Genomic DNA, 14866 nt, shown 5'->3' on the forward strand with positions numbered 1-14866 from the left:
AGAGGCCCGCAAGGCATCACAAGGCCTCCAGACACCCCGCCAGACTGTTGGCCAGATTGTTCAGCAGCAACTCATAACCGGTCGCCGTGGCGTCTTCGAACCCCCCCAGCGCATCCAGCTCAGCCAGGGTCACCGGCAGCCCCGCGGTGAGGGTCTGCGCCAACCGCGGCCGCATCGGCGGCTCGCTGAACACGCACGTCTTGCCCACTTCCTGCAACCGCGCGCGCATCGCCGCCACATGCTGGGCCCCCGGCTGGACTTCGGCGGCCACGGCAAAGACCCCGGCATGCTGCAAGCCGTAAGCCTCTTCGAAATAGTCGAAGGCCTCGTGAAAGACAAAGTACGGCTTGCCCCGAACGTCTGCCACCCGCGCCTGCAGCTGTTTGTCCAAGCCATCCAGGCGGGCGACGAAGGCCTGCAGGTTGCTCTGGTAGCGGGCGGCATTGGCTGGGTCGGCGGCAGCCAGGTCGGCGGCCATGCGCGCGGCGATCACCCGAGCGTTGACCGTGGACAGCCACAAGTGCGCATCCAGGCTGCCGGGGCGGTGGTCATGATCGTGGTCGGACGCGTCCTCGGCGTGGGAGTGGCTGTCCTCGGCGAAGCGCCGCAGGTGCAGCCCCGGCAGGTCCTGGATGGCCACGGTGGGCTTGCTGCGGCTGAGCAGTACACGGGGCAGGAAGCCTTCCATGTCCGGACCGATCCAGTACACCAGATCCGCTTCGCCCACCCGGCGCACGTCCGAGGGACGCAGGGCGAAATGGTGCGGCGAAGCACCGGGTGGCAGCAGTACTTCGGGGCTGCCGACGCCCTCCTGCACGGCGGCGGCAATCAGCTGCACCGGCTTGATGCTGGTGAGCACGCGAACTTCGGCATGAGCGGGGAGCGCGATCAGCACGCTGGCGAGAAAACCGACAAAAAGCGTAAAAAGACGGGACACAATGAACACTCTCGGGGGCAGGAACGGGTAACATAATAACGTCTCTATCAGAAATCGTCGCCGCCCATGCCTAAAACACCTCTGGCCAGCCTTCCTCACGACCACTCCCATTGCGTCAACAGCGCCCTGAGCGAAGCCGATGCCCTGTGCTCCAAGCAAGGCGTCCGTCTGACCGCCCTGCGACGCCGCGTGCTGGAACTGGTCTGGCAAAGCCACAAGCCGCTGGGTGCCTACGACATCCTGGCGGTGCTGAGCGATCAGGACGGCCGCCGCGCCGCACCACCCACCGTGTACCGGGCGCTGGATTTCCTGCTGGACAACAACCTGGTGCACCGCATCGCTTCGCTCAACGCTTTCATCGGCTGCAACCACCCCGAGCATGCGCACCAGGGCCAGTTCCTGATCTGCCGCGACTGCCACGTGGCCGTGGAGCTGGAGCAGAAGACCATCAGCGATGCCATCGTCAACAGCGCGCTGGGTGTCGGCTTTGCCGTGGAAGGTCAGACCGTGGAAGTGGTCGGCCTGTGCGCGGCCTGCCAGGGGGCTTGATGAGCGATGCCCTGATCCGCCTGGACCAGGTCACGGTCGATTTTGCCGGGCAGAGCGTGCTCGACAACATCCACCTGTGCGTCCAGCCCGGCGAAATCGTCACCTTGATCGGCCCCAACGGTGCCGGCAAGACCACGCTGGTACGGGCCGTGCTCGGGCTGCTCAAACCCGATTCCGGCAGCGTCTGGCGCAAGCCCCGGCTACGTATCGGCTACATGCCGCAGAAACTGCACGTCGACCCCACGCTGCCACTGTCGGTGCTGCGCTTCCTGCGTCTGGTGCCGGGCGTGGACCGCCGACGAGCGCTGGCCGCGCTCAATGAGGTGGGCGCCGAACAGACCATCGACAGCCCGATCCAGACCATTTCCGGTGGCGAGATGCAGCGGGTGCTGCTGGCCCGCGCTCTGCTGCGCGAGCCCGAGCTGCTGGTACTCGACGAGCCCGTGCAGGGCGTCGACGTGGCCGGCCAGGCCGAGCTGTATGCCTTGATCACCCGACTGCGCGACCGCCACGGGTGCGGTGTGCTGATGGTTTCCCACGACCTGCACCTGGTGATGAGCACCACCGACCAGGTGGTGTGCCTGAACCGCCACGTGTGCTGCTCCGGCCACCCGGAGCAGGTCAGCGGCGACCCGGCCTTCGTCGAGCTGTTCGGCAGCCATGCCCCGAGCCTGGCGATCTATCACCACCATCATGACCACGCCCACGACCTGCACGGCGCGGTGGTCAGCGAACCCCATGTACACGGAGACGGCTGCAAGCATGGCTGATTTTCTTCTTTACGCCTTGCTTGCGGGCCTTGCCCTGGCGGTGGTTGCCGGCCCTCTGGGCTCGTTCGTGGTGTGGCGGCGCATGGCCTACTTCGGCGATACCTTGTCCCATGCCGCGCTGCTGGGCGTTGCCTTGGGCTTCGTGCTCGACGTCAGCCCCGCACTGGCAGTGACGGTTGGCTGTCTGTTGCTGGCGATCCTGCTGGTGACACTGCAACAGCGCCAGCCACTGGCCTCGGACACACTGCTGGGCATTCTTGCACCGAGCACCCTGTCCCTGGGCCTGGTGGTGTTGAGCTTCATGCACGATGTACGCATCGACCTGATGGCCTATCTGTTCGGCGACCTGCTGGCGATCAGCCCGGCGGACCTGGCCTGGATCATCGGCGGCAGCGTGGCGGTGCTGTTGCTGCTGGTGGCGCTGTGGCGGCCGCTGCTGGCGGTGACGGTGCACGAAGAGCTGGCCCGGGTGGAGGGCCTGCCGGTGGCGGGCCTGCGCATGGCCTTGATGCTGTTGATCGCGGTGGTGATCGCAGTGGCGATGAAAATCGTCGGGGTATTGTTGATCACCTCCTTGCTGATCATTCCAGCGGCGGCGGCGCAACGTCATGCGCGCTCGCCCGAGCAGATGGCGCTGGGCGCCAGTGTGCTGGGCGTGGTGGCGGTGTGCGGCGGCTTGGCGATGTCGTGGTTCAAGGACACACCGGCAGGGCCTTCCATCGTGGTGTGTGCGGCGCTGTTGTTCCTGCTCAGTTTCGCCTTGCCCAAGCGGTAGGTGGGGTGTCGGGGGAGGCCTTTGCGCGGCGCCACGCCGCGAAGGGGTTCTCCCTGACACACTGTGGAACACCGATTTTCACCCCCCATATTTTCCCAAATCCCCCCACGGTGTAGACTTGGCCGTTTTTTGGGCAAATAGAGAGTCGTAGCAATGAAGCCGTTCGCCTCCCGTTATCTGCTACTTGCCGTATTTTCACTGCTGTTGGCAGCCTGCCAAACTCAGCCGAGCGACACCGCCGCCCAGGCGCAGCCCGATGCCTGGGCGCAGCTGGAGCACAATATCGCCACCAGTGAGCTGGCCACTGCAGAAGACCAGCTGGCCAAGCTGCAGGCGCAGACGCCCGACGATCCCCGCGTGAACGAAGCTCAGCGGCAGTTGGCCGAAGCGTATCTGCAACGCAGCCAGGTCATGCTGCAAAAAGGTGACGTGAATGCCGCGGCCACCGCACTGAGCCGGGCCAGGGCGCTGATGCCTCAGGCACCCGCACTGATCGGCGGCGTCAACGGTGCCATTGCGCAGGCGCGCAAAGCCGAGCTGGAAAAAGCCGAGGCCGCACTCAAGGCAGCCGAAGCCCGGCCCAAGGCGCTGGTGCTGGACCCTGACGCGAGCATTTCATACGTACCGCTGAAGATGCACAGCGCACCGCAGTTACGCGCACAGATGGACGATATCGCTACCGACGTCGTGCATTTCCAGTGTGATGTGATCGTTCAGGTTGCCCAGCCGGGCGAGTATCGCCGCCTGGCAGACCTGCTCAAGGATCGAGTGAGCGAACAGTTGCCGGAGATGCAACTGAAAGTCGGCCGCCGTGTAGTACACGGACAGCCGACTCAGGTAGTGCTTATACCGCGCCGTTAAGCCGGGATGGCCTTGGCCGCCGGCTCACGATCCCATACCCGGTGCTGGGCAATGGCGGCGATGAAGGCCTTGATGGTCTTGTCATCGTCGCCCACCAGCAACCCGGCATCTTCCTGCAGACGCAACGCATCGAGCAGCGGCTTGGCATCCTTGCTGATACCGATCGCCTTGAGGTGCTTGTACGCCTCGAGCAGGTAGTGCAGCGCCACGCCGTCAGTGCTCAACGCTTTCACCGAATCAGCACCACCCGGCACCCACACGGCATCGAACGCCACCGATGGCAGGCCTTCGGCTGATGCATCCACCGGCAGCGACTTGCCGTCGGCGGTCGTGACCGGTGCACTGGTAGGGCCCAGCACCTTGGCGTGAGCGCCTTCGGCGGTCAGGGCTTTCTTCAGCGCATCGATGGCCTTGCTGTCCACACCGTTGGCCACCAGAATCGCAACCTTGCGGCTCTTGATATCGCCGGACAACAGGTTCATCTGGCTCAGCGCCGGCGATTCCTTCAGCGACGAAGGCTTGACCGATACCGTACCTTTTTTCGGCGCCGGCAGACCCAGGTTGGCAGCCACGCGGGAAGCCAGTTCCAGATCGATGTTGGCCAGGATTTCGTTGACCTGACGGGCACGGATGTACTCGCGATCCACCTTGCCCAGCTCGAAGCTATAGGCCGAAATGATGTGCTCCTTCTCGGCATGGCTCATGCTGTTGAAGAACAGCGTGGCTTGGGAGAAGTGATCGGCGAACGATTCGCTGCGCTCACGCACCTTGTGCGCCTCGATGCGCTCCGGATAGGTTTCGAAACCGCCATCCACCGGGCCTGGTGGGGTTTCCTTGGGCCAGCCGCCATCAATCGAGTTGGGCTCGTAGGACGCACGACCCTTGTCGATGGTGGTGCGGTGCTGAGCATCACGTTGACCGTTGTGGTTCGGCGCGACAGGACGGTTGATCGGGATCTCGTGGAAGTTCGGACCGCCCAGACGGCTGATCTGGGTGTCGGTGTACGAGAACAGACGACCTTGCAGCAATGGATCGTTGGAGAAGTCGATGCCCGGCACGATGTGGCCAGGGCAGAACGCAACCTGCTCGGTTTCCGCGAAGTAGTTGTCCGGGTTGCGGTTGAGCACCATACGGCCCAACGGGGTCACCGGCACCAGCTCTTCCGGAATGATCTTGGTGGGGTCGAGCAGGTCGAATTCGAACTTGTGCTCGTCTTCTTCCGGGACGATCTGTACGCCCAGTTCCCACTCGGGGTAGTCACCCATCTCGATGGATTCCCACAGGTCGCGGCGGTGGAAATCGGTGTCCTTGCCGGCCAGCTTCTGCGCTTCGTCCCACACCAGCGAGCAGGTGCCGAACTTCGGCTTCCAGTGGAACTTGACGAACGTCCCCTTGCCTTCGCCGTTGACGAAACGGAAGGTGTGGATGCCGAAACCCTGCATGGTGCGCAGGCTTTTCGGGATAGCCCGGTCAGACATGGTCCACAGCACCATGTGCGCCGACTCAGGCACCAGCGAGACGAAGTCCCAGAAGGTGTCGTGCGCCGAACCGCCGGTAGGGATTTCGTTGTGAGGCTCGGGCTTCACCGCATGCACGAAGTCCGGGAACTTGATGGCGTCCTGAATGAAAAATACCGGCATGTTGTTGCCCACCAGGTCGAAGTTGCCTTCGTCGGTGTAGAACTTGACGGCAAAACCGCGCACGTCACGTACCGTGTCACCCGAGCCACGTGGGCCCTGCACAGTGGAGAAACGCACGAAGACCGGGGTCTGCTTGCCCGGGTCCTGAAGGAAACCGGCCTTGGTCAGCGCCGCATGGCTTTCATAGGTTTCGAAGAAACCATGGGCCGCCGTGCCACGGGCATGGACGATACGCTCAGGAATGCGCTCGTGGTCGAAGTGGGTGATCTTCTCACGCATGATGAAGTCTTCGAGCAGCGACGGCCCGCGTGCTCCAACCTTCAGGGTGTTCTGATTGTCGCTGATTTTCACGCCATGGTTGGTGCGCAGCGCTTGGCCAGTGCCGTCGGAGCGGAATTGCTCCAGGGCTTCGATCTTGGCGTTGCTGTTCTGGCGGTCCGGCGTGTCGGTGCCGGCGGCTTCGCTCTTGCCGGTAGTGGGTGTCTTGTTGCTCATCGGGCCTAAACTCCTTGATTCACGGCTGTCCGTTCGGCGGACTTGGATACGTACCCTCGCCTGATCACGGCAGGCATGGGCCGGGGATACTTATGAGATGACCGGACGAATTGAATGGACGTTCCTTTTATTTTGAATCGACACGCCGGATGGAGCGGGCAGCGACCTTTAGTCGCGTTATCGCCAAAACGAAGGTGGGTGACGAAATAAATGCTAAGAACCTCTAAACGGCTAGGCTAAAATGCGCGCCCGGCTATCCGCTGCCCCCTTATTCATGCGCCCCACAAGGTTCGCTACGTGATCGAGTTTCAAGATGTCCACAAGACCTACCGCGTGGCCGGTAGGGAAATCCCGGCACTGCACCCCACTCGCCTGAGTGTGCCGGCAGGCCAGGTGTTCGGCCTCATAGGCCATTCCGGCGCAGGGAAAAGTACCCTGCTGCGCCTGATCAATCGCCTGGAGAACCCCAGCGGCGGCACCATCATCGTCGACGGTGAAGATGTCACCGCGTTCGATGCCGATGCCTTGCGGGGCTTCCGCCAACAGGTCGGGATGATTTTCCAGCACTTCAATCTGCTGGCGTCCAAGACCGTTGCCGACAACGTCGCCATGCCCCTGAGCCTGGCCGGCAAGCTGTCACGCCGGGAGATCGACCAGCGCGTGGCCGAACTGCTTGCGCGGGTAGGCCTGGCCGACCATGCGAAAAAATACCCCGCTCAGCTCTCCGGTGGGCAGAAGCAGCGGGTGGGCATCGCCCGCGCGCTGTCGACCAACCCCAAGATCCTGCTGTGCGACGAAGCGACCAGCGCGCTGGACCCGCAGACCACCGCTTCGGTGCTGCAACTGCTGGCCGAGATCAACCGTGAACTGAAGCTGACCATCGTGCTGATCACCCATGAAATGGACGTGATCCGCCGCGTCTGCGATCAGGTGGCAGTCATGGATGCCGGCGTGATCGTCGAGCAGGGCTCGGTGGCCGATGTGTTCCTGCACCCGCAACACCCCACCACCAAGCGCTTCGTCCAGGAACACGAACAGGTCGACGAGAAAGAGCAGCGTGACGACTTCGCCCACGTCGCCGGCCGTATCGTGCGCCTGACGTTCCAGGGCGATGCCACTTACGCACCGCTGCTGGGCACCGTGGCCCGTGAGACCGGCGTGGATTACAGCATCCTGGCCGGGCGTATCGACCGCATCAAGGACACCCCCTACGGGCAGCTGACCCTGGCCATCACCGGTGGTGACATGGACGCCGCATTCGCCCGCTTCACTGCGGCAGACGTTCACATGGAGGTGCTGCGCTGATGGAACTGATCAATTTCTTCGCCACCGTGGACTGGAGCGAAATCTGGCAAGCGACCCTCGACACCTTGATCATGCTGGGTGCATCGCTGCTGTTCACCGTGGTACTGGGTCTGCCGCTGGGCGTGCTGCTGTTCCTCACCGGGCCACGGCAAATGTTTGAGAAGCCGCGGCTGTACGCCCTGTTGTCGTTCGTCGTCAACGTGGTGCGCTCGCTGCCGTTCATCATCCTGATCATTCTGCTGATCCCCACCACCGTCGTGCTGGTGGGCACGTCGCTGGGCGTTCCGGGCGCCATTCCGCCACTGGTGATCGGTACGGTGCCGTTCTTCGCGCGCCTGGTGGAAACCGCCCTGCGTGAAGTCGACCGCGGCATCATCGAGGCCACCCAGGCCATGGGCGCCAGCACCCGACAGATCATCAGCCGGGCACTGTTGCCCGAAGCCATGCCCGGCATCATCGCCGCCGTGACCGTGACCACCATCACCCTGGTGTCCTATACCGCGATGGCCGGCGTGGTCGGCGCGGGCGGCCTCGGCGACCTGGCCATCCGCTACGGTTACCAGCGTTTTCAGGACAACGTGATGTACGTCACGGTGATTATCCTGATTTTGATGGTCCAACTGTTGCAGATGATCGGCGACCGGCTGGTCGTGCACTTTTCCCGCAAATAATCACCGGTTGGGCCCGTCAGGGCCCCGACAAGGAAACTCCATATGAAACGATTACTGGCCGCCTTTGCCGCCGTCGCCGCGCTGTCTGCCCACGCCAACGAAAGCCTCACCGTGGCTGCCACCGCCGTGCCTCATGCCGAAATCCTCGAATTCGTGAAGCCGCAACTGGCCGCCGAAGGCGTGGACCTGAACATCAAGGTGTTCACCGACTACATCCAGCCCAACGTGCAGGTTGCCCAGAAAGCCATGGACGCCAATTTCTTCCAGCACCAGCCGTACCTGGACGAGTTCAACAAGGGCAAGGGCACTGATCTGGTCGCCGTGACCGGCGTGCACCTGGAGCCATTGGGCGGCTATTCCAGCAAGATCAAGGCGCTGAGCGAGCTGGGCAATGGCGCCAATGTGGTCATTCCCAACGACGCCACCAATGGTGGTCGCGCGCTGTTGCTGCTGCAAAAGCACGGCCTGATCCGCTTGAAGGACCAGAGCGATATCCTGGCAACCACCAAGGACATCGTCGAGAACCCCAAGGAACTGAAGATTCGTGAGCTGGAAGCGGCCACCATTCCGCGGGTGCTGACGCAGGTGGACCTGGCGCTGATCAATACCAACTATGCGCTGGAGGCCAAGCTGGATCCGTCCAAGGATGCGCTGTTCATCGAGGGCAATGACTCGCCGTATGTGAACATCCTGGTGTCGCGCCCGGACAACAAGGATTCGCCAGCCATGCAGAAGCTGGCGGCGGCCCTGCACAGCCCTGAGTTGAAGCAGTTCATTATCGACAAGTACAAAGGCGCGGTGTTGCCGGCGTTCTGATGGTTTTTTGGGGGGATCTGGGGTGAAGGGTCCCCTCACCCCAGACCTTTCCCTGAGGGAGAGGAGGCTAAAAGCAGTACGCGGTCGGCTTCCGCTCCCGGAACCTAATCGCCCCTGACCAATCCTGGCAACTGCGCCACCATCTTCTGGTTATTCACCGGCCCCCGCACAAACCCCCGCTGTCGCCCATCCGGGCCGATCAAGGCCAGATTAGCGCTGTGTTCCACCAGGTAGTTCGGCTTGCGGGTATCTGCCGGGATGAACGGGATGCTGATGCCTTTGGCCAGTGTCTCCAAGGTCTCCACCGAGGCCACCAGACCGGTGAAATTCGACTTGAAATAGCCCAGGTACTGCTTGAGCTGGGCGGGTGTGTCGCGGTTCGGATCGACACTGATCAGCACCACCTGCAGGCGCTCACGGGTGGCCTCCGGCAGCTGGTTCTGTACATCCCGCAGGTTGGCCAGGGTAGTGGGGCAGATGTCCGGGCAGAAGGTGTAGCCGAAGAACAGCAACGACCATTTGCCTTTGAGCTGATCCATGGCCACGGTGTTGCCATCCTGGTCGGTCATCTGCACCGGGGGCACCGCGCGGCTCTGGGGCAAGAGGATGATGCCAGCATCGATCAGGGCGACATTGTCGGCACTGTGGCGCTCGCTGAGCACCTTGTTGACGGTCAGGCCCAGGATCAGGGCCACGATGGCAGCGAGAATGAAGACGGTTTTCTGGACTCGGGTCATAGGCTCATAACGTCAGCGGCAGATAGTGATCGACCAGCAGGGCGATGAACAGCAGGAACAGGTACCAGATCGAGTACTTGAACGTGGCGATCGCCGCATGGGGTTGCGCGCCACGGTACAACACCCAGGCCCAATGCAGGAAGCGCAGCCCCAGTACCAGGGCACAGACCAGATAGACCAGACCGCTCATGCGGATCACGAACGGCAACAGGCTGACCGCCAGCAGGGCAAAGGTATACAGCAGGATATGCAGCTTGGTGTAGGCCTCGCCGTGGGTCACCGGCAGCATGGGGATATCGGCCTTGGCGTATTCGAGCTTGCGGTGGATGGCCAGCGCCCAGAAATGCGGCGGCGTCCAGGTGAAGATAATGAGCACCAGCAGCAACGGTTCGGCGCCGAGCTGGCCGGTCACGGCAACCCAGCCCAGCAGGGGCGGCGCGGCACCGGCCAGACCGCCGATGACGATGTTCTGGGGCGTGGCGCGCTTGAGAAAGCCGGTGTAGATCACGGCATAGCCCAGCAGCGAGGCCAGGGTCAGCCACGCGCAAAGGGGGTTGGTGAAGGCCAGCAGCACGCTCTGGCCAGCCAGCGCCAGCAACAGGGCGAACACGAGCGCCGCCGTGGGCGCGACCCGGCCTTCGGCGATCGGGCGCTTGTGGGTCCGCGCCATCAGGGCATCGATGCGCCGGTCGACCACGTGGTTGACCACGGCGGCGCCCGCAGCGCAAAGGCCGATGCCCAGGTTGCCGAACAGCAGCACCGGCCACGGCACCCAGGCCGGGGTGGCCAGCAACATGCCGATCAGGGAGGTGATCAGCATGAGCAGGACGACCTTGGGTTTGGTGAGCTCCAGGTAGTCGCGCCACAAAGGTTGGGCGAGGGCGTGGGAGGGGGTCATGGGGTGGGGCCTCGGGATGGACGTTGCAGGGTCCCCTCACTCCAACCCTCCCGGGCCGCCGTATGGCCCTGGGGCAGGGGGAGGCGATCAGCGTCAGCAGCAGCGCCATCGTCCAGCACGAATCCCGTCCTCGGCACCCGAACCCGATAATTCACCCACACCATCACCAGCAGCAACACCGCCCCGCCCAGGTTATGCGCCACAGCCACCACCAGCGGCAGGCCGAACAGCACATTGCTCAGGCCCAGCCCCACCTGCAACCCCAACGCCCCCAGCAGCAACCCGGCCAGCCTGCCAAGGCCCGCCCGGCGCAGTTGCCAGGCCAGCGCCAGCAGGCTCAGGCTCACCGTAACCGCGCCTACCCTGTGGGTGAAGTGGATGGCCGTGCGCGCCTCACTGCCCAATTGGCCGCCCAGGTAACTGGGGCCGATGTGTTGGGTCAGGTGAAAGCCGTTGGCGAAATCCATGGGCGGTATCCATTGACCGTGGCAGGTGGGCAGGTCGAGGCAGGCATAGGCAGCATAGTTGGCGCTGACCCAGCCGCCCAAGGCGATTTGCCCGATCACCAGCACCAGCCCGACCCGCGCCCACAGGCGCAGGCGTCTGGGCAATCGGGTCAGGGCGGGCAGTTGGCCGGACAGCCGGAGGGTGAGCAGGAACAACAGGCTCAATGTGGTGAAGCCGCCCAGTAGATGGGACGTCACCACTTGCGGCCAAAGCTTCAGGGCGACTGTCCACCAACCGAATGCCGCCTGGGCCATGACCACGTTGAGCAGCAGCATGGGCAAGCGGAACGGCTGCCCAGGCTGGCCATGCAGACGAAGCGCCTGAACGGCCAGCACGCCGATCAGCAGTGCCAGAGCGCCAGCGAAATAGCGATGGATCATTTCGTTCCAGCCGTGATGGCTCAGCACCGGCTGGTCCGGGAAACGCAGCTGCGCATGGGCCAGTTGCAGCTCGGTCCTGGGCACGCTGAAATAGCCGAAGCATCCTGGCCAGTCGGGACATCCCAACCCGGCGTGAGTCAACCGTGTGTAGGCGCCCAGCAGCACCACCAGCAGCGCCAGCACGGTAGCGAACAGCGCGAGACGATAGCCTGGCTTGCTCATCCCATTCCCCTAGCCGATGTTGGACAGCTTGAGCAGGTGGCGCATGTCGTTGAGCAGATCCTTGCCCTTGACCGTTGCGTCGTAGCGCAGCACCAGGTTGCCATGGGGGTCGACGATCCAGAGCTGGGGCTCATGCAGGCCGGGCGTCTGTGATCGATACCGGCCGATATCCAGGCCCAGGCGCTGCAGGCGCGGGTACTCACGGGACAGCAGTGCCTGATAATCGGCGGCCAGGGGTTCGGCGGCTGCCAAGGCATGGCTGGCCCGCGATGCATCGCGGCCCAGGCCGACCTGAATCTGCCGGGCCAGGTACACCAGCTGCTGGCATTGCTGAGCGCATTGCGCCGGTGCGGTGACCAGCAACTGCCAGCGCTGTTCGTCGGCCTGCACGCCGAGCTGTTCGCGGCTCATGCCGTTGCCGATCATCTGCCCGTGGTAGCTGCGCCCGTCCGGGACCCAGAACTGGAATTTGTACATGAAGGTCGCCAACACCATCGGTCCGACTGCAACGGCCAGGATCAGCAGCAGTTGCAGACGGCCGCGGCGGCGCCGGGCCGGGTCAGGTGCGTTCAGCGGGTTCAGTGCCACGCCCATGGGGGGTCTCCTTTTTGTAGTCGTGCCACGCGAGGTAGAGGTACAGCACCACCAGGACGCTGGACATGGCGAACCACTGCACGGCATAGCCGAGGTGTTTTTCCGGGCCCATGTTGACCACCGGCCAGTCCAGCCGGTAAGCGGCAGGGCCTGGGTCCAGACGCAACTCCTGGACAAAGCCGGTACGGCCGAGCTGAGTCCAGAGCGTCGCCGGTTCTACGGCCGTGACCAGGCGCGGCCATTGCCCGGTAGGGGTGGTGTCGCCGAGCTGAAAAGCGCTACCTGGCGCAACGTAGATCCAGGCCTGAAGGGTCAAGGGCTGGCGCGGTGTGGTGTAGGTGGGCGGCGTGCGGCGATCCGGCCAGGGCAGCCAACCGCGGTTGATCAGGACCCACAGGCCACTGGGCTGGTCGTGAAAGGGCTGCAGCAATTCGATTCCGACCTGGCCGTCGCGCTGGCGGTTGTCCAGCAGCAGGGTGTGATCAGGGTCAAAGGTGCCGCGCAGTGTGACGCGACGAAAGTCGGGGTCGGGCAGGGTGCTCAGATCGGTGCCGAGCATGGGCGCGGCTTCGCGGTGAGCAGCCCAGGTGTCCAGCAGTTGCTGCTTCTGCGTGCCGCGGTCCAGTTGCCAGAAGCCGAGGGTGATCATCAGGGGCAGCAGCACCAGCAGGACCAGGGTAGGGGCGAGGCGGGGGCGCAAGGGCTTCATGCTGGCCTGCCTCTGGCGTTTGCAGGTCCGGCCCCATCGCGGGTAGAACCCGCTCCCACAGGATATCGCAGCGACAAAGACCCTCTAGAAGCAGGCTCTGCCCGCGATGGCACCGCAGACCCTGTAGAAGCATGCTCTGCCCGCGATGGCGCTGCATACCCTGTGGGAGCGGGCTCTGCCCGCGATGGGGCCGGCGCTGGCGACGCTATGCTTATGCTCATGTGCCCTCCCTCCCACGCTTCATTTCCAGGACCTGTGCCATGCTCAAGATCGCCATCGTGCTGATGCTGCTGGCTACCGTGGCCAGCCTGTTCAGCGGGCTGTTCTTCCTGATCAAGGACGACAGCCAGTCCAATCGCCTGATCACCGCGCTTACGGTACGCGTCACCCTGGCGGTGACGACCCTGGCGCTGGTCGCCTGGGGTTTCTACAGCGGCCAGCTGGTGTCCCACGCGCCCTGGCTGGCGCATTAGATGACATACACAAAGATGAACAGCCCGACCCATACCACATCGACGAAGTGCCAGTACCAACTCGCCGCTTCGAAGCCGAAATGCTTGTCGGCGCTGAAATGCCCTCGCAGGATGCGCACCAGCATCACGATCAGAATCAGCGTGCCCATGGTGACGTGGGCACCGTGAAAGCCGGTGAGCATGAAGAACGTGGCGCCGTAGATCCCCGAGCCCAAGGTCAGCCCCAGCTCGTGATAGGCCTCCCGGTACTCGAACGCTTGCAAGGCCAGGAAACACAGCCCCAGCCCGATAGTCGCCGCCAGCCACAGTTTCAGCGGGGTGCGATGGCCCTTGCGCAAGGCGTGGTGGGCAAAGGTGATGGTGACACTGGAGCTGACCAGCAGCGCAGTGTTGATCAGTGGCAGATGCCAGGGGTCGATGGTGCCCTGGGGTGGCGGAAACAGTTTCGGGTCCGGGGTGTGCAGCAGCGGCCAGGCATATTCGAAATTCGGCCACAGCATGTGCGCAACACCCTTCGAACCTTCGCCCGCCAGCCAGGGCCCGGCCCACATGCGCACGTAGAACAGCACGCCGAAGAAGGCGACGAAGAACATCACTTCGGAAAAGATGAACCAGCCCATGCCCCAGCGAAAGGAACGGTCCAGCTGTGGACTGTAGAGGCCGGCGCGGCTTTCCCTGATGACGGCACCGAACCAGCCGAACATCATGTAGGCGATCACCAGCGCCCCGGCGAAGAAGATCCACGGGCCATGGGAGGCGGAGTGCCCGGCCTTGAGGTCATTGAACCAGGTGCCCAGGCCGAAGAAGGTCACCAGCAGGCCGACCGTGGCGATGATCGGCCATTTGCTCTGGGCCGGGACGTAGTATTGCTGGGGGGTGGCCATTAGGGGTGTTCTCCTGGGGGTACGGGTGTGCACTTTCCGGCCCCTTCGCGGCTGCACGCCGCTCCTACAAAAGGCACCTGACCTGTAGGAGCGGCGTACAGCCGCGAAGACGCCGGCACAGCCAACACAACACTCATCGCCCGGTGATATCGAACAGCGTGTACGCCAACGTCAGGTGCCGGACGTCACTGGGCAAGTCTCGATCAACGATGAAGCGCACCGGCATCTCGATCCGCTCGCCTGGCTGCAACACCTGTTGGGTGAAACAAAAACATTCGGTCTTGTGAAAATACGCCGCCGCTTCGGCAGGGCTGATGCTGGGCACCGCCTGGGCCTTCATCACCTGATCGGTGGGATTGCGTGCGGTAAAGATCATCTCGGTCACCTGCCCCGGATGCACCTGGACCTGATCGGCACGTGGATGAAAATCCCAGACCATGTCGATGGCGTTGGTGGACATGAACTGCACCCGTACCTCACGGCTCTGGTCCACCACCTGGCTGCCCTCATAGGGCCCGCCGGTCTTGCCATTGATGCCGAACGCCTTGCACATCACGTCGTACAGGGGCACCAGGGCGAAGCCAAAGGCGAACATGAGCACGGCCAGCATCAGCAACCGGGTGACCAGCGATTTGAGCGCCAT

16 protein-coding genes and 1 pseudogene are annotated in these 14866 nt (G+C 63.6%); 8 read left to right on the top strand and 9 right to left on the bottom strand.

Annotated features, from left to right (window positions below; genetic code table 11):
- Nucleotides 1–16: 16 nt before the first annotated feature.
- Complete coding sequence (locus B3397_RS02680; protein ID WP_296247029.1) at nt 17–937, bottom strand: zinc ABC transporter substrate-binding protein; 921 nt, start codon at nt 935–937, stop codon at nt 17–19.
- Nucleotides 938–1003: 66 nt separating this feature from the next.
- Here B3397_RS02680 and zur point away from each other — a divergent pair, with 66 nt between their 5' ends.
- From zur to B3397_RS02700, 4 genes are all read left to right on the top strand, one after another.
- Nucleotides 1004–1486, top strand: coding sequence for a zinc uptake transcriptional repressor Zur (gene zur / locus B3397_RS02685; protein WP_296247031.1), 483 nt, complete (start codon nt 1004–1006; stop codon nt 1484–1486).
- On the top strand, nt 1486–2256 hold the full coding sequence (znuC, locus tag B3397_RS02690) for a zinc ABC transporter ATP-binding protein ZnuC (RefSeq protein ID WP_296247033.1): 771 nt from the start codon (nt 1486–1488) through the stop codon (nt 2254–2256). The genes zur and znuC overlap by 1 nt, the downstream gene beginning before the upstream one ends.
- Nucleotides 2249–3031, top strand: a complete 783-nt coding sequence (gene znuB / locus B3397_RS02695; RefSeq protein WP_296247035.1) for a zinc ABC transporter permease subunit ZnuB — start codon at nt 2249–2251, stop codon at nt 3029–3031. The genes znuC and znuB overlap by 8 nt, the downstream gene beginning before the upstream one ends.
- A 153-nt stretch (nt 3032–3184) precedes the next feature.
- On the top strand, nt 3185–3892 hold the full coding sequence (locus B3397_RS02700) for a PA5502 family lipoprotein (RefSeq protein ID WP_296247037.1): 708 nt from the start codon (nt 3185–3187) through the stop codon (nt 3890–3892).
- Here B3397_RS02700 and katE read toward each other — a convergent pair.
- Nucleotides 3889–6075: a catalase HPII gene (gene katE, locus B3397_RS02705; protein ID WP_296247092.1), complete on the bottom strand. Its 2187-nt coding sequence runs from the start codon at nt 6073–6075 to the stop codon at nt 3889–3891. The two genes, B3397_RS02700 and katE, sit on opposite strands and share 4 nt — an antisense overlap.
- Nucleotides 6076–6324: 249 nt before the next feature.
- Here katE and B3397_RS02710 point away from each other — a divergent pair, with 249 nt between their 5' ends.
- Genes B3397_RS02710 through B3397_RS02720 form a run of 3 tightly spaced genes read left to right on the top strand, consistent with a single transcriptional unit; the run spans nt 6325 to nt 8819 of the window.
- On the top strand, nt 6325–7332 hold the full coding sequence (locus B3397_RS02710) for a methionine ABC transporter ATP-binding protein (RefSeq protein ID WP_296247039.1): 1008 nt from the start codon (nt 6325–6327) through the stop codon (nt 7330–7332).
- Nucleotides 7332–8003 (top strand): methionine ABC transporter permease, encoded by a 672-nt coding sequence (locus B3397_RS02715; protein WP_296247040.1) that lies wholly within the window; start codon nt 7332–7334, stop codon nt 8001–8003. The genes B3397_RS02710 and B3397_RS02715 overlap by 1 nt, the downstream gene beginning before the upstream one ends.
- Before the next feature lie 42 nt (nt 8004–8045).
- Nucleotides 8046–8819 (top strand): MetQ/NlpA family ABC transporter substrate-binding protein, encoded by a 774-nt coding sequence (locus B3397_RS02720; RefSeq protein WP_296247042.1) that lies wholly within the window; start codon nt 8046–8048, stop codon nt 8817–8819.
- 104 nt (nt 8820–8923) lie between these two features.
- Here the strand turns inward: B3397_RS02720 and B3397_RS02725 are convergent, their stop codons facing one another.
- The 5 genes and pseudogenes from B3397_RS02725 to B3397_RS02745 all read right to left on the bottom strand — a co-directional run bounded on the left by B3397_RS02725 (nt 8924) and on the right by B3397_RS02745 (nt 12866).
- Complete coding sequence (locus tag B3397_RS02725) at nt 8924–9556, bottom strand: SCO family protein (protein WP_296247043.1); 633 nt, start codon at nt 9554–9556, stop codon at nt 8924–8926.
- 4 nt (nt 9557–9560) lie between these two features.
- Nucleotides 9561–10454 carry a heme o synthase gene (gene cyoE / locus B3397_RS02730; RefSeq protein WP_296247045.1) on the bottom strand — a complete coding sequence of 298 codons (894 nt, stop codon included), beginning with the start codon at nt 10452–10454 and terminating at the stop codon, nt 9561–9563.
- Nucleotides 10455–10591: 137 nt separating this feature from the next.
- Nucleotides 10592–11563, bottom strand: a pseudogene (locus B3397_RS02735) (COX15/CtaA family protein); the annotation flags it as partial.
- Nucleotides 11564–11572: 9 nt separating this feature from the next.
- A complete protein-coding gene (locus B3397_RS02740; protein WP_296247047.1) occupies nt 11573–12157 on the bottom strand; it encodes a hypothetical protein in 585 nt (194 codons plus the stop codon).
- Nucleotides 12123–12866 (bottom strand): SURF1 family protein, encoded by a 744-nt coding sequence (locus B3397_RS02745; protein WP_296247048.1) that lies wholly within the window; start codon nt 12864–12866, stop codon nt 12123–12125. The genes B3397_RS02740 and B3397_RS02745 overlap by 35 nt, the downstream gene beginning before the upstream one ends.
- A 260-nt stretch (nt 12867–13126) precedes the next feature.
- Here B3397_RS02745 and B3397_RS02750 point away from each other — a divergent pair, with 260 nt between their 5' ends.
- A complete protein-coding gene (locus B3397_RS02750; protein WP_296247050.1) occupies nt 13127–13339 on the top strand; it encodes a twin transmembrane helix small protein in 213 nt (70 codons plus the stop codon).
- Here B3397_RS02750 and B3397_RS02755 read toward each other — a convergent pair.
- Complete coding sequence (locus B3397_RS02755) at nt 13336–14223, bottom strand: cytochrome c oxidase subunit 3 (protein ID WP_296247052.1); 888 nt, start codon at nt 14221–14223, stop codon at nt 13336–13338. The genes B3397_RS02750 and B3397_RS02755 overlap by 4 nt on opposite strands.
- Nucleotides 14224–14356: 133 nt before the next feature.
- A complete protein-coding gene (locus B3397_RS02760; RefSeq protein WP_296247054.1) occupies nt 14357–14866 on the bottom strand; it encodes a cytochrome c oxidase assembly protein in 510 nt (169 codons plus the stop codon).

This window comes from Pseudomonas sp. UBA4194, from assembly GCF_002379585.1.
Lineage (GTDB): Bacteria > Pseudomonadota > Gammaproteobacteria > Pseudomonadales > Pseudomonadaceae > Aquipseudomonas.